Origin of the sequence: Streptomyces sp. NPDC058650 (genome assembly GCF_042717315.1) — a bacterium.
Classification (GTDB): Bacteria; Actinomycetota; Actinomycetes; order Streptomycetales; family Streptomycetaceae; genus Streptomyces.
In genome coordinates this window covers 124,529-137,582 of record NZ_JBHXRL010000013.1, presented here as the reverse complement: position 1 = coordinate 137,582, position 13,054 = coordinate 124,529, and the positions used below count along the sequence as shown (strand labels likewise).

12 protein-coding genes and 1 riboswitch are annotated in these 13,054 nt (G+C 72.0%); of the genes, 3 read left to right on the top strand and 9 right to left on the bottom strand.

Annotation, left to right across the window (positions count from 1 at the left end):
• Positions 1-15: 15 nt before the first annotated feature.
• From ACFWWU_RS23350 to ACFWWU_RS23340, 3 genes are all read right to left on the bottom strand, one after another.
• Positions 16-765, bottom strand: a complete 750-nt coding sequence (locus ACFWWU_RS23350) for a class I SAM-dependent methyltransferase (protein WP_384147758.1) — start codon at positions 763-765, stop codon at positions 16-18.
• On the bottom strand, positions 758-1,984 hold the full coding sequence (locus tag ACFWWU_RS23345) for a glycosyltransferase family 4 protein (protein ID WP_384147757.1): 1,227 nt from the start codon (positions 1,982-1,984) through the stop codon (positions 758-760). The genes ACFWWU_RS23350 and ACFWWU_RS23345 overlap by 8 nt, the downstream gene beginning before the upstream one ends.
• A gap of 261 nt (positions 1,985-2,245) precedes the next feature.
• Entirely contained in the window at positions 2,246-3,202 is a 957-nt protein-coding gene (locus tag ACFWWU_RS23340; protein WP_384147756.1) for a DUF3068 domain-containing protein, read from the bottom strand.
• 215 nt (positions 3,203-3,417) lie between these two features.
• Here ACFWWU_RS23340 and ACFWWU_RS23335 point away from each other — a divergent pair, with 215 nt between their 5' ends.
• Positions 3,418-3,624: a hypothetical protein gene (locus ACFWWU_RS23335; protein ID WP_384147755.1), complete on the top strand. Its 207-nt coding sequence runs from the start codon at positions 3,418-3,420 to the stop codon at positions 3,622-3,624.
• An 86-nt stretch (positions 3,625-3,710) separates the two neighbouring features.
• Positions 3,711-4,898: a PucR family transcriptional regulator gene (locus ACFWWU_RS23330; RefSeq protein ID WP_384147754.1), complete on the top strand. Its 1,188-nt coding sequence runs from the start codon at positions 3,711-3,713 to the stop codon at positions 4,896-4,898.
• 15 nt (positions 4,899-4,913) lie between these two features.
• On the opposite strand, the gene ACFWWU_RS23325 is transcribed toward ACFWWU_RS23330, so the two are convergent.
• Genes ACFWWU_RS23325 through ACFWWU_RS23310 form a run of 4 tightly spaced genes read right to left on the bottom strand, consistent with a single transcriptional unit; the run spans position 4,914 to position 10,498 of the window.
• Positions 4,914-5,564, bottom strand: a complete 651-nt coding sequence (locus ACFWWU_RS23325) for a thymidine kinase (RefSeq protein ID WP_384147753.1) — start codon at positions 5,562-5,564, stop codon at positions 4,914-4,916.
• 49 nt (positions 5,565-5,613) lie between these two features.
• A complete protein-coding gene (locus tag ACFWWU_RS23320) occupies positions 5,614-6,819 on the bottom strand; it encodes an alkaline phosphatase family protein (RefSeq protein WP_384147752.1) in 1,206 nt (401 codons plus the stop codon).
• On the bottom strand, positions 6,819-7,415 hold the full coding sequence (locus ACFWWU_RS23315; RefSeq protein ID WP_384147751.1) for a DUF5998 family protein: 597 nt from the start codon (positions 7,413-7,415) through the stop codon (positions 6,819-6,821). Before ACFWWU_RS23315 ends, ACFWWU_RS23320 begins: the two co-directional genes overlap by 1 nt.
• Positions 7,416-7,453: 38 nt before the next feature.
• A complete protein-coding gene (locus tag ACFWWU_RS23310; RefSeq protein ID WP_384147750.1) occupies positions 7,454-10,498 on the bottom strand; it encodes a GNAT family N-acetyltransferase in 3,045 nt (1,014 codons plus the stop codon).
• 175 nt (positions 10,499-10,673) lie between these two features.
• Here ACFWWU_RS23310 and ACFWWU_RS23305 point away from each other — a divergent pair, with 175 nt between their 5' ends.
• Positions 10,674-10,955, top strand: coding sequence for an HPr family phosphocarrier protein (locus ACFWWU_RS23305; protein ID WP_384147749.1), 282 nt, complete (start codon positions 10,674-10,676; stop codon positions 10,953-10,955).
• Between the two features lie 136 nt (positions 10,956-11,091).
• On the opposite strand, the gene ACFWWU_RS23300 is transcribed toward ACFWWU_RS23305, so the two are convergent.
• Together ACFWWU_RS23300 and ACFWWU_RS23295 are read right to left on the bottom strand one after the other, a co-directional pair.
• Positions 11,092-11,775, bottom strand: coding sequence for a GntR family transcriptional regulator (locus ACFWWU_RS23300; protein ID WP_384147748.1), 684 nt, complete (start codon positions 11,773-11,775; stop codon positions 11,092-11,094).
• 195 nt (positions 11,776-11,970) lie between these two features.
• Positions 11,971-12,753, bottom strand: a complete 783-nt coding sequence (locus ACFWWU_RS23295; protein ID WP_384147747.1) for a M23 family metallopeptidase — start codon at positions 12,751-12,753, stop codon at positions 11,971-11,973.
• 12 nt (positions 12,754-12,765) lie between these two features.
• Positions 12,766-12,929, bottom strand: a riboswitch (cyclic di-AMP (ydaO/yuaA leader).
• Positions 12,930-13,054 lie beyond the last annotated feature (125 nt).

Below are 13,054 nucleotides of genomic sequence, written 5' to 3'. Positions count from 1 at the left end.
CCTCGCTTCGCATGCTCATGGGCTTCGCCTGAGAATCAGCAGCAGATTCCAGGTGGCGATCTCGCGGAGTCCCGGCACCCGGGTGATCGTGCTCGCGAGGAACGGCCAGTAGCGTGACCGCGCGGTCACGACCTGCACGTCGTCGCGACCGCGGACGTGCCGCAGGGTGGAACCGATGTGGACGGGGAAGAGGTTCTCGCCGAGCGTGTGCTTGGCCGCACGGCCGGTGCGCCGTTCGTAGCGCGCGCGTGCCCGGTGGGCCCCGAGGTAGTGCCACGGCGCGGTCTCATGGCCTCCCCAGGGCGAGAGCCAGTTGGTGAACGACAGGTAGATCAGCCCGCCGGGGCGGGTGACCCGTGCCATTTCGCTGATGAACGTCTGCGGGTCCGACACGTGCTCAAGCACGTTGGACGAGAAGCACACGTCCGCGGCGCCGTCGGCGAGCGGCAGCAGATACCCGTCGGCGAGGACCGCGTCCTCGACGGTACGGCCGCGGGCGCTCAGCTCCCGCGGGTCGGGCTCGAACAGGTAGCTCTGCGCGCCACGGCGGCGGAACTCCTCGGTGAAGTGGCCGCTGCCGCCGCCGACATCGACGACGATCTTGTCGGTCAGGTCGACATGGCGTGCCACCTGTGCGACCGAGTCACGGGCCAGCAGCGTGTAACACCGGTCGGGATCGCCGGGTTCGCCCATGAACGCCCGGAAGAGGGCGGCCGATCGCCTCAGCGACGGATCCTTGAATCCGTGTTCGGTGGTCTCAGCCATGGACGCTCCTCTCGCGTCCCGGGGGCGCGATGCGGGCCGCGGCCTCGGCGGCGACCGCCTGGAACTGACGTACCGTCACATTCCAGCGGAAGCGCTCGGCGCGCTGCGCGGCGGCACGCCCCATGGCCGCGCGCCGGTCGGCGCTGAGGGACAGGGCGCACCACGCGGCGGCGAACGAACTCTCGCCCCGGGCGAGCACCCCGGTCTCCCCGTCCTCGATGGAGTCGCGCAGGCCGGGGATGTCGAATCCGATCGCGGGGGTGGCCCGCGCGGCCGCCTCGGTGACGACCAGCCCCCAGCCCTCGACGAGGGAGGGGTGCAGCAGCAGCCACGCCTCGCACATCAGCCGGTGCTTCTCGGCTTCCGACACCCGGCCGGCGAACGTCACGGAGGGGCCGGCCATGCCTTCGAGCCGCTCCCGTTCGGGGCCGTCGCCCACGATGACGAGTCGGCCGCCGGTGACGGGGCGCACCCGCTCCCACAGCCGTAGGAGCAGGTCGACGCGCTTGTACTCCACCAGTCGTCCGACGGCCAGGAACAGCGGCTCCTTCGCCTCTGGCAGCAGGGGACCGGGTTCTTCGACACCGTTGTTGACGATCCGGATGCGGTCCGCGGCCACGCCGATGGCGCGCAGCTCGGAGGCGGTCGACTCGGAGACGGCCACCATCAGGTTGTCGCGGTGGATCCCCGTCAGCGCCCAGTGCTCCAGCCTGCGTCCGAGGCGTGCCGCCGGGCCCGGGTAGCGCATCCGCCACAGATCGGTGTGCACGTGGTTGACCAGGCACAACGTCGCTCCGCGGTGCCACAGCGGCGCCAGGTACGGCATGCCGTTGCACACTTCGACCAGCAGGTCGCAGGTGCCGACCTCGCGGGCGAAGGTCGCTTTGGCGCGCGGGAAGTGACTCGCGTCACCTCCCGCGGAGACCACCCGGTAGTCGCGTGCGGCGGCCGGGCCGCCGCACACGAGCGTGACCTCATGACCGTCGACGGTCAGACCGTCGGCTATCCGGTCGATGAGCAGTTCTGAGCCGCCGGCGGCCTGGTTGGCCAGATCGCGGCGGGCGAGGAAGGTGATCCGACGCGGCACGGGCGCCCCGGAGGACGCGACGTGCGGGTCGAGAGCGAGCGAGTCGGCGAGGTGGCTGCCGGTGCGGGCTTGAGCGGGGACGGAACGTGAGTCCTTCTGGCCCGTGGCCAGAGCGGACGAGCGCTGGGGCATAGAGGTGCTCCAACTCGGCGGCTGCGGATGGGATGCGCATGGGGATGCGCAGGTCGGTCTGCCGGGCTTCCGGGGATGAAGCGCTGGGCTGGCTCGTACGGGGGTACTGCGGGCGCCGCGGTGGGCGGGCTGCCGAGGGTGGCAGCCGGTTCAAGCGGAAACGTTGGCCTTACCGCGGGGTAACATCAGTGTTCGGTCAAGCATTCGTTCCGGCTACTCACACCGATGACAATTTCGGGACTTCGGGCGACCCCGTTTTCCTCACTCAGTTGAGTGCTCGCCCCGCCGGGGGCCGCGGATCAGCAGCACGGCGCCGGCGACGGCCAGCAGACCGCCCGCGACGCCGCCCGCGAGGGGCGCGGTCTCGCCGAGCAGCTCCAGTCGGCCGCCGTCTTCGGAGGCCAGCTCGACCTGCTCGCGCCGGGTCGCCTCCGTGAACTCCAGCCGCTCGCTGGCCAGCAGGGTGACCGCGTCCTTCTGGGAACCCGGGGCCCGCAGCGTCTTCTTCGGCGCGATCAGCGCGTTCATGATCCGCCCCGTGCGCTGGTCCACGGTCAGCTCGATCCTCGCGTTGGAGTACCACTCCTCCGCCAGCAGCTGGCCCGGCTTCGAGCTGCCCACCAGCACCCCGGGGACCAGACGGGTGCCGGTCGGGGTGGCCTTGACGCTGCCGACGAAGCGGTAGCCCTCGCGCCCGCCGACCCTGGCGACCTCCTGGAACTCCAGCGGCACGGTGGCACCCAGGGTGCTGTCCCACCAGGAGTAGGAGCGCCTCTCGACGTCGAAGGGGAACTTCAGATAGGCCTCGCCCTCGAACGCGGGCTTCTCGTCGCAGCAGCGCACCGGCAGGTTCGTCCGGCGGTCGGTCACCCAGCGCTCGGTGGTCCACTGCAGGGATTTCCGCGGGTCGCCCAGCGCGAGCGTCTTCGGCGAGTCGATCTGCGTCGAAACGTCCCAGATCGCGTTTCCGCTGCGCTCGCCGCCCGCGACGTCCCCCAGCACCCGGCGGGTGATCGTGATCGTCTGGCCGTCCACCGTGGAGACGGACCCGGTGTCGAAGTAGCTGCCCTGACCGCTGAAGACCGTCGTGGAGTCCACATCGGTCGGTGTGCGCTTGGCGCGCGGCTCCACGTACCAGACCAGCAGCTGGGTGAACACCAGCAGGAAGACTCCGACACCCAGCAGAATCAGGGACAAAGGTGATATTGAACGACGCATACGGGTACTCCAATACGGGCGCGACGTGCGGGGGGGGCTCGTGGGCCGTGCGGGAAGGAGGCGCACACACGGGGTGCAGCCTGTCCGGGGCGAGAGTGCGTACCCGGGAGTAACAGTCCTGTGGCGGCGAAATTAGGCGCCTCTTGACCACCTGTCAATGCGCCTCCCATACTGGCCGCGCCGGACCGGGCCGGCGCGCTGGGTGACAGACCTCAATGACCGAGAGGCCGATCATCCTCATGCCCAGACTGCTCGCCGCCTTCCTGACCTGCGCCGCCTCCGCCCTCCTGGCCGCCGGCGCCGCCTTCGGAATCGTCACCGCTCTCGACGCCACACCCGAGCAGCCGAATGTGCCGCTCGTCACGTTCCCCGAACCGCCCGCGGACGGCAGGTCCGGCACGGCGGGCTCCGGAGCGGGCTAGGTTGGGACGTGAAGCCCGCAGACCGAGCGCGTACGGACCGGACACCCAGGAGTGGTGCGGTGGAAGCCTCGTCAGCGTGGCACGACGTGCCACGACAACGGATTCAGCAGTTCGCCGACCGCGCCCTGGAGCAGGTCCCCGACCTGGCACAGGACATCCTCGCCGCGATCCGGCGGGAGTATCCGAGCCTGGTGCTCCTCCCCGACGAGTCCGGGGAGCCGAAGGCTCTGGTGGCCATCCGGCACGCCCTTGAGCTCTTCGTGGAACAGATGACCACGGGGTCGAACCGGCCGCGCGCCCTCCCGGAGCTGTTCCGGGACTTCGGGCGCGGCGAGGTCTCACAAGGGCGCAGCCTGGACTCCCTGCAGGGGATCTACCGGCTGGGCGTCCGCCTTTCCTGGCGGCGTATGGCGGAGATCGGCCAGCAGGTCGACATCCCGCCTTCGGCCATGTACGAACTCGCCGAGTCCGCGTTCGAGTACCTCGACGTCATGGTGGCCCAGTCGGTACGCGGCTACGCCGAGGCCGTCGCCCGCCAGGCCGGGGAGCGCCTGCGCCTGCAACGGCTGCTCGTCGATCTCCTGCTCACCGAACACCGCACGGATCCGAGCGCCTTGCTCGCCGACCGCGCGGCCGACCTGGGCTGGCAGCTGCCCGGGAGGGTGGCGGTGGCGGTGCTGCTCCGTCCCGCCCAGGAGGCCGTCGCCCCTGCCGTGGGCGACGAGATGCTGCTCGACATGGAGGGCGTGCAGCCGCGCCTGGTCGTACCGGACCCGGACGCCCCCGGACGCGCGGAGTTGCTGGACCGGGCGTTGGCCGGCTGGTCCGGCGCGCTCGGCCCGTCGGTTCCCCTGGCGGAGGCCGCCACGTCGCTGCGCTGGGCAGAGGCCGCCGTCGGGATGATCGAGCAGGGTCTGCTGCCGCGAGGGCGGCTCCTGCACTGCGGCGAGCACGTCGAAGCCTTGGTGCTGCTGCCCGCGGGTGCGCTGATCGACGATCTGGCGCGGCGGCGGCTGGCGCGGCTTGACGAGGCCGGCGGCCCGGCGCACGCCAACCGACTGGCCGAGACACTGCTGGCCTGGCTGGAGACGCGGGGTGGCGCTCCGGAGGTGGCCGCCCGGCTCGGAGTCCACCCCCAGACCGTGCGCTACCGGCTGAGACAGCTCCGTGAGTTGTGGCGCGACGACCTGGACAACCCGGACCGCCGCTTCGAACTGGAGCTGGCGCTTCGCACCCGGCGGCTGCGCGGAGAGCTCTCCCCACCGCCTGACTGACCGCGCTTGGAGCTGTCAGGCGTTGTTGACGGGAAGGACGTCCGGCGAGAGCGCGCTCGCGTGGGCCGTGGCCGAGGTCATGAGGCGGCGGTGGTGGCGGCGGCAGAGGACCTCGTAACCGACCTCCCCCGCCGGCCGGTTCACGTCCCCGACCACCACCTGGGCGCCCTCGACGACCATCTGGCCACCGACCGTACGGGCGTTGTGCGTCGCCCTGGCCCCGCACCAGCACAGCGCCTCGACCTGGAGCTGCTCGATCCGGTCCGCCAGTTCGATCAGCCGCTGCGAGCCGGGGAAGAGCTTGGTCCGGAAGTCGGTGGTGATGCCGAAGGCGAAGACGTCCAGGCCGAGGTCGTCGACGATACGGGCGAGCTGGTCGATCTGCTCCGGCGCGAGGAACTGCGCCTCGTCGACGATCACGTAGTCGGCCTTGCCGCCCTGGGACAGCTGGGTGACGAGGTACGCGTACAGGTCCATGCCCTGCGGAGCCTCGACGGCCTCCGTCACCAGGCCGAGCCGGGAGGACAGTTTGCCCTCACCCGCCCGATCGTCACGGGTGAAGATCACGCCCTGGAGCCCGCGGGCGTCGCGGTTGTGGGCGATCTGGAGGGCCAGGGTGCTCTTCCCGCAATCCATGGTTCCGGAGAAGAAGACCAGCTCGGGCATGACGGGTCGGGGACCTTTCAGGTCGTGAGGGGGCGTGCGGCGCAGGGGTTCAGGAGCGGACTTCGAGCAGCGGGACGAGCTGCTCGGCGGGGGTCATGGACCCGTGCATGCCGACCATCGCCGACTCGTGGGGCTCGTTGACCGACGCGGTGATCGCGACGTCGTCGTGGGCCGCGGCGACCACGTCGCCGATCCTGCCGTACACCCGCTCGTCGATCTCGTCGCCGAACCAGCCGAGCGCGATGGCCTCGTCCCGGCTCGCCACCCAGAACTGCTCGCCGATCACCTCGCGCCAGCAGGTGAGGACGTCCGCCTCGGCGCCGGGGACGGCGTACACATGACGGGCTCGGCCCTCGCCGCCGAGCAGGGCCACGCCCGCGCGCAGCTCCCAGTCCTCGTCGAAGTCGATGCGGTGCTGCTCGTCGAAGGGGATGTCGACCATGCCGTGGTCGGCCGTGACGTAGAGCGCGGAGCGGGACGGCAGTTGCTCGGCGAGGCGCTGCACGAGCCGGTCGACGAACATCAGCTGTCCGCGCCAGGCGTCGGAGTCGATGCCGAAGCGGTGTCCCGCGCCGTCGAGTTCGCTGTAGTACGTGTAGACGAGCGAGCGGTCGCCGGCGGCGAGCTGCTCGGCGGCGAAGTCCATGCGCTCCTCGCCGGTGAGACGCCCGTGAAACGTTCCGCCGCTGAGCGCGACCTGGGTGAGCGGGGTCTGCTCGAAGATCGGGGAGGACACCTGGGCGGTGTGGATCCCGGCCGCGTGCGCGAGCTGGAAGACGGTGGGGTACGGCTGCCAGACGCGCGGCTCGGTCCACGGCCTCCAGCGCAGCTGGTTCATCAGGTCGCCGGTGTCGGGGTTGCGCACGGTGTAGCCGGGCAGCCCGTGCGTACCGGGGTACAGGCCGGTGCCGACCGAGGCGAGCGAGGACGCCGTGGTGGCGGGGAAGCCGGCGGTGATCGGGCGGCCCGTGCCACCGCGCGAGGAGCCGAGGAGCGAGGTCAGATACGGGGCCTCGTCCGGATGGGCCTTGATCTGCTCCCAGCCGAGTCCGTCGATCAGGAACACGCAGTTCCGGTCGGCCGGGGCCAGCTCGGCGATCCTCGCGTGGAAGCCGGGCACGCCCTGCCCCGCGACGAGCGTCGGCAGCAGGTCGCCGAGGGAGCCAAAGGTGTACTCGGGCACCGGCGCGGTGTCCGGGGACAGCGGGACCGGGTCGTCGGGCCAGCCGTGGGACACAGCCGTGGGCTGGACCATCAGCGCGTGGTGGCGGCGGTGGCCGCGATGGATTCGGAGAGCGCCTGGGCGAAGACGAGGGTCTGCCGGACGGTGTCCGGACCGTCGCCGGCCTCGCTCACCCGCAGGCTGAGGTCGTCGGCGGTGGCGTTGCCCGTGTAGCCGTGGTCGGCGTCGCAGTTGGCGTCGCCGCAGGCGGCGGGCTCCAGGTCGATGCGGGAGACGGCGCCCCAGCCGATGGTGAGCACCACCTCGCGGGGCAGCGTGCCCGGCGTGTACGACTCGGGGTTGGCGACGACACGGCTGACGACGACCGAGGAGATCCGGTCGAGCTTCACGGACTCGGTGGACGTCGTGGCGTACGGCGTCGGGGAGCTGGTGTCGGCGGCCTGCTCGTCGGTGTGGCTCACGATGAAGCGGTGCGGCGTCAGGACGAGGACGGTGACGTGGCGCCGGACCTCGTTCGCGTCGAAGGTGGTCTCCTGGTGCACCACGTACGACGCCACGGCCTCGCCGCCGACGGCGGCTTCCACCGCCTCGGCCACGAGGGCCGGGTAGTAGCCGCTGCGCTCGATCGCCGTGCGCAGCCCCTGGGTCGTCGTACCGCTCTTCGCCATGGACTCCATCCTACGGGGCCCTGGGCCCCCTCAGATCCTCAGTAACTCGGCAGGCGGCGCGGGCCGAGGTCGGTCCGGGGCGGGGGCGGGGCCAGCCGGACGGTGGCTCCGAGGACGGACAGTCCGCCCGGGGCCACGACGACCGGCTCCAGGGAGACCGCCACCACCTCCGGGTGGTCGTCGACGAGCCGGGAGACCCTGAGCAGGAGTTCCTCCAGGGCGGGGGTGTCGACCGGGGCGGATCCGCGCCAGCCGAAGAGCAGCGGGGCGGTGCGGATGGAACGGACGAGCTCGGCGGCGTCCCGGTCGGTGGCCGGGACCAGCCGGTGGGCCGTGTCGCCGAGGAGCTCGGAGGCCGCGCCGGAGAGCCCGAAGGAGAGGACGGCTCCGACGGCGGGGTCGATGGCGGAGCGGACGAGGGTGTCGACGCCCCGCGGCACCATCGCCTGGACGACGGGCTGGAGCTCCTCGGGCTTGCCGAGGACCTCGGTCAGCTCGGCGTAGGCGGTGCGGAGCTGTTCCTCGGTGGCCAGGTCCAGCCGGACACCGCCGAGGTCGGGACGGTGACGCAGGTGGGGCGCGGTCGTCTTGAGCGCGACGGGGTAGCCGAGCCGGCGGGCGGCGGCGACGGCCTCGTCGGGGCTGGGCGCGGGGAGGGTGGGCAGGACGGTGATCCCGTACCGCGAGAGCAGTTCCCCCGCGTCCGCGGTGTCGAGGGTCACACCCCGCGTGTCCGTTTCGCCGCCGTCGCCGCCGTCGCCGTCGCCGAGCACACGCTCGATGAGCGCGGCGGCGCCTGGCTCGTCGATGTCCTCGTACTCGGGCACCCGTCCGGGCTCGGCGGCCTGCCGCCGCCACTGCCCGTACCGCACGGCCTCGGCCAGGGCCCGCACGGCGCGCTCGGCGGCGGGATAGGCGGGAATGGTGGCCTGCCGGCCGGGGGCCGGGTCGGCGGCGGCGGCGGCAGGATCGGTGGCCGGGTCCGCGGTCGGGTCGGCGGCCGGATCGGCGGCCAGGTCGGCGGCCGGGCCGGTGCTCGGGGCGGAGCCCGGGGCGGCGGTCTCCCCGGCGGTCGGGGCGGCCCCCGTGACGGCTTCCGTCGCGGGGCGGGCCGGAGCCGATGCCGTACGGGTCCCGGCCGGTGCCGGCCTCGTGCCCGTCGGTGCCGGCCTCGTGCTCGTCGCGACCGCGAGGGCCTCCGCGAGGCCGCCCATCTCGACGTGGACGACGACGACGGGCTTCGCCGGGGCGGGTACGGACGCGACGGCCTCGCGCAGGGAGGCCGCGAGGACCTCCCCGTCGCCGGACTCGGTGGCGCCGTTCTCCCCGACCCAGGGGATCGCGGTCACCACGACCGCGTCGGACGTCTCGTCCGCGAGCGCCGCGGCCAGCGCGTCCCGGAAGTCGGCCGGGCCCGCCGCGGTCGTCAGGTCGAGCGGCCGCAGCGGGCGCAGTCCCTCGGTCAGGCAGGCGTCGTACGTGAGAAGGCCGAGCGACTCGGAGTTGCCGAGGATCGCGACCCTGGGCCCGGCGGGCAGCGGCTGGGCGGCGAGGAGCAGTCCGGCGTCCACGAGTTCGGTGACCGTGTCGACGCGGATCACCCCGGCCTGGCGCAGCAGCGCGGAGACCGTGGCGTGCGGGATGCGGGTGACGGGCACCCGGTGGCCGGGCGGCGCGCTGCCGCTGTGCCGGGCGCCCTTGACGACCACGACCGGTTTGACCGCGGCGGTGCGGCGGGCCAGCCGGGTGAACTTCCGGGGGTTGCCGATCGACTCCAGATAGAGGAGGACGACGTCCGTACCCGGGTCGTCGTACCAGTGCTGGAGGAAGTCGTTCCCGGACACGTCCGCGCGGTTGCCTGCCGAGATGAAGGAGGAGAGCCCCGCGCCGTGCCGGTGGAGGCCGGCGAGGAGCGCGATCCCGATCGCGCCGGACTGGGTGAAGAGCCCGATCCGCCCGGCGGCCGGCATGTGGGGGGCGAGTGAGGCGTTGAGCCGGACGTCCTCGGAGGTGTTGATGATCCCGAACGCGTTGGGCCCGATGATCCGCATCCCGTACGAGCGGGCCTGTCGTACGAGCTGGCGCTGGCGCTCCCGGCCGGCCGGGCCGCTCTCCGCGTATCCGGCGGAGAGGACGACGAGGCCCAGCACTCCGTGCTCGCCGCAGTCGGCGACGACCTCCGGCACGCGCTCGGCGGGGACGGCGACGATCGCCAGGTCCACGGGCTCGCCGATGGCCGCGACCGAGGGGTGGGCGGGGACTCCGTCGAGCTCCGCCGGACCGTCGGTGAGCGCGGCGTTCACCGCGTGGACGCGGCCGGTGAAGCCGGAGCCGAGGAGATTGCGGAGGACGGTCCGGCCGACACCGCCGGGTGCGCGCCCGGCGCCGACGACGGCGACGGAGCGGGGGGTGAGGAGCCGCTGGACGGACCGGGCCTCCGCGCGCTGCTCCCGCGCGCGCTGGACGGCGAGGGAGCGGTCGGTGGGTTCGAGGTCGAGGTGGAGCCGGACGGAGCCGTCCTCGAAGCTCCGCTTCTGGGTGTAGCCCGCGTCCGTGAAGACCTTGATCATCTTGTTGTTGGCGGGGAGCACCTCCGCGGCGAAGCGCCGGATGTCCCGCTCGCGCGCGACCGCGGCGATGTGTTCGAGGAGGGCGGAGGCGACTCCGCGTCCCTGGTGCGCGTCCTGGACGAGGAAGGCGACCTCGGCCTCGTCGGCCGGTCCCGAGGCGGGCATGCCGCGGTCGTCGATGCGGTCGTAGCGGACGGTGGCGATGAACTCGCCGCCCACGGTCGCGGCGAGGCCCACCCGGTCGACGAAGTCGTGGTGGGTGAACCGGTGGACGTCCTTGGCGGAGAGCCGCGGGTAGGGCGCGAAGAAGCGGTAGTACTTCGACTCGTCCGACACCTGCTCGTAGAAGCTGACCAGCCGGTCGGCGTCGTCGGCGGTGATGGGCCTGATGCGCGCGGTGCCGCCGTCCCGGAGCACCACGTCCGCCTCCCAGTGATCGGGATAGGCGTGCTCCGGTGATGCCGGTGGTGCCGGTCGATCCGCCGCTTCCGACTGCTCCGACGCGCTCTGCATGGGGCCAGCCTACGGCCGGTGTACGACACCGGCACCGGTCGCGCGGCGGGTGCGTGCCGTGCAAGGTGGGGAGGACCGAACGCCGGTCCGGTCCGGGTCGAAGGTCGGCACGAGCACCGCGCGCCACATGAGAGACTGGTCTAGACAACCCGCTTGAGACTTGAAGGGCAACACCATGGCTGAGCGCCGCGTCAACGTCGGCTGGGCCGAGGGCCTCCACGCCCGCCCCGCGTCCATCTTCGTCCGTGCCGCCACGGCTTCCGGCGTTCCGGTGACGATCGCCAAGTCCGACGGCACCCCCGTGAACGCCGCCTCGATGCTCGCGGTGCTCGGTCTGGGCGCGCAGGGCGGCGAGGAGATCGTCCTCGCTTCGGAGGCCGAGGGCGCCGAGATCGCGCTCGACCGTCTCGCGAAGCTGGTCGCCGAGGGACTCGACGAGCTCCCCGAGACCGTCTGACCCCGCGCTCCCCGTACGACGAAACCGCGACCTCCGGAATTCCGGTGGTCGCGGTTTTCGCTTTTCCGGAGCCGGTGTTTCCGGGCAGCACGAATAAGCTCCGTCGAATTCCTATTCTTTGTATACGGTGCGCGCGTTAATTCCGGCCGCTCGCCGTGTTGACGGCATGTTGCGAAACCCTCACACGGCCGCGCTCCGGCCTTTTGAGCCGGTACAGACCCAGCGAGCGCTCCGCGTGCAGCGCCGTCAGCGCCCTGGCCCGCTCGGCGTCGCCACGCGCGACGGCGTCCACGATGGCGCCGTGCTCGGACCAGGCCTCCACAGGGTGGGCGGGGTGGTCGACCGCGTACATCCAGGCGATCTTGTGCCGCAGCTGGGTGAGCAGCGCGGTCAGGGCCGGGCTGCCGGAGGCCTGCGCCAGCGTCTCGTGGAACCAGCCCCCGAGCGAGCGCAGATCCTCGCCCTGGCCGCGTCTGGCCCGCTCCTGCCCCAGCCTGACCAGGCCGCGCAGGACCTTCAGGTGCGCCTCGGTACGCCGCTGCGCGGCGCGGGCGGCGCCCAGCGGTTCGAGCAGGGCCCGCATGTCGAGCAGATCGGCCGCCTCCTGCTCGGTGGGCTCGGCGACATGGGCGCCGGCGTGGCGGCGGGTGACGACGAAGCCCTCGGACTCCAGGGTGCGCAGGGCCTCGCGGACCGGGACACGGGAGACCCCGTAGCGGCGCGCGAGCTGCTCCTCGGTCAGCCGCCCGCCCCGCTCGAAGACGCCGGAGACGATGTCGTCCCGGATCGCCGTGCATACCGATTGCGCGGGTACGCGCATGTCCGACCTCCGCCTTGGTCCGCGAGAGACAATTCGAGCGACGCCTGTTCCGCGTCCGTTCTGCGTCTGTTCCGCGACTCTATTGCAGCAGGCCGGAATTTCCGATGCCCCCATGGAATCCAGCCATATGTTTCGGTCAGCGAAAAGCCCCGGCTCAGTACGAGCCGGGGCTTTTGCGACGCGATCCGCGTGACGTCAGAGGCTGACGCCGCGGGCGCGGAGGTAGGAGATGGGGTTCAGGTCCGAGCCGTAGTCGGAGCCCGTCCGCGCCTCGAAGTGGAGGTGCGGGCCGGTCGAGTTGCCGGACGAGCCCGAGATGCCTATCTGCTGGCCCGGCTCGACGGTCTGGCCGACGTAGACCCCGATGGACGAGAGGTGACCGTACTGGGTGTACGTGCCGTCGTTCATCTGGATGACGATGTTGTTGCCGTACGCCCCGCCCCAGCCGGCCTCGACGACGGTGCCGGAGCCGACGGAGACGACCGAGCTGCCGTAGGAGGCGTGGAAGTCGATGCCGGAGTGGCTGCCGGAGGACCAGAGCGAGCCACCGGTCTTGTAGCCGGTGGTCACGTACGAGCCGCCCACGGGGAGCTGGAAGGAGTCGAGTCGCCGGCGCTCGGCCTCGCGGGCGGCGCGCTCGCGCTCCTCGCGGACCTCCTTGGCGCGGGCCTCCGCCTTGCGCTTCGCCTCGGCGCGGGCCTCTGCCTGGGCCTTCGCCTTGACGATGGCCTCGAAGGCCTCCTGCTCCTGGGCGGCGGCCTGGGCGTCGATCCGGTCCGCGAGCGAGTCCTCGGTGATCACCTGCGTGAGGCCGGTGTCCTCGGCGGAGCGGTTGTCCGTGTCGGCGGCGAGCGCCGGGGAGGCGAAGGTTCCGATGACGCCGGTGGTGGCGAGCGTCGCTACGCCGGCGATGCCCACGCTGCGGCGCGCCATCCGGCTCGGACCACGATGCTTCCCGGTGGCACGGGTGAACGCCATGTAGGGGCTGATCCTTTCCTTCCTTCTCGCCTACCGGGTTAGCTGACGGGTTCGGAGCAGGAAGGTCTCCTACGAGCCCCTCCGTACGTGACGAAGGCGCCCGATTCACCCCAGGGACTGTGTGGGTCCCCGGCTCCCCAGGCTCGCGCCTGACGGGGACTCGGCGATGACTGTCCGTTGCCGCGAATGCGGCACGTGCACCTGACGAACAGCCGCACCGACGCTATGGGATCGTCTGTCGATCACCAAACAGACAGGCCCGTTTGTAAGACATGCCACAGGGCAGACAGCCACCCTTGCC

What these genes read in the sequence shown, in the direction of transcription:
- ACFWWU_RS23350 (WP_384147758.1), bottom strand. Translation starts at nt 765, where the DNA reads ATGGCTGAGACCACCGAACACGGATTCAAGGATCCGTCGCTGAGGCGA.
- ACFWWU_RS23345 (WP_384147757.1), bottom strand. Translation starts at nt 1,984, where the DNA reads ATGCCCCAGCGCTCGTCCGCTCTGGCCACGGGCCAGAAGGACTCACGT.
- ACFWWU_RS23340 (WP_384147756.1), bottom strand. Translation starts at nt 3,202, where the DNA reads ATGCGTCGTTCAATATCACCTTTGTCCCTGATTCTGCTGGGTGTCGGA.
- ACFWWU_RS23335 (WP_384147755.1), top strand. Translation starts at nt 3,418, where the DNA reads ATGACCGAGAGGCCGATCATCCTCATGCCCAGACTGCTCGCCGCCTTC.
- ACFWWU_RS23325 (WP_384147753.1), bottom strand. Translation starts at nt 5,564, where the DNA reads ATGCCCGAGCTGGTCTTCTTCTCCGGAACCATGGATTGCGGGAAGAGC.
- ACFWWU_RS23320 (WP_384147752.1), bottom strand. Translation starts at nt 6,819, where the DNA reads ATGGTCCAGCCCACGGCTGTGTCCCACGGCTGGCCCGACGACCCGGTC.
- ACFWWU_RS23315 (WP_384147751.1), bottom strand. Translation starts at nt 7,415, where the DNA reads ATGGCGAAGAGCGGTACGACGACCCAGGGGCTGCGCACGGCGATCGAG.
- ACFWWU_RS23310 (WP_384147750.1), bottom strand. Translation starts at nt 10,498, where the DNA reads ATGCAGAGCGCGTCGGAGCAGTCGGAAGCGGCGGATCGACCGGCACCA.
- ACFWWU_RS23305 (WP_384147749.1), top strand. Translation starts at nt 10,674, where the DNA reads ATGGCTGAGCGCCGCGTCAACGTCGGCTGGGCCGAGGGCCTCCACGCC.
- ACFWWU_RS23300 (WP_384147748.1), bottom strand. Translation starts at nt 11,775, where the DNA reads ATGCGCGTACCCGCGCAATCGGTATGCACGGCGATCCGGGACGACATC.
- ACFWWU_RS23295 (WP_384147747.1), bottom strand. Translation starts at nt 12,753, where the DNA reads ATGGCGTTCACCCGTGCCACCGGGAAGCATCGTGGTCCGAGCCGGATG.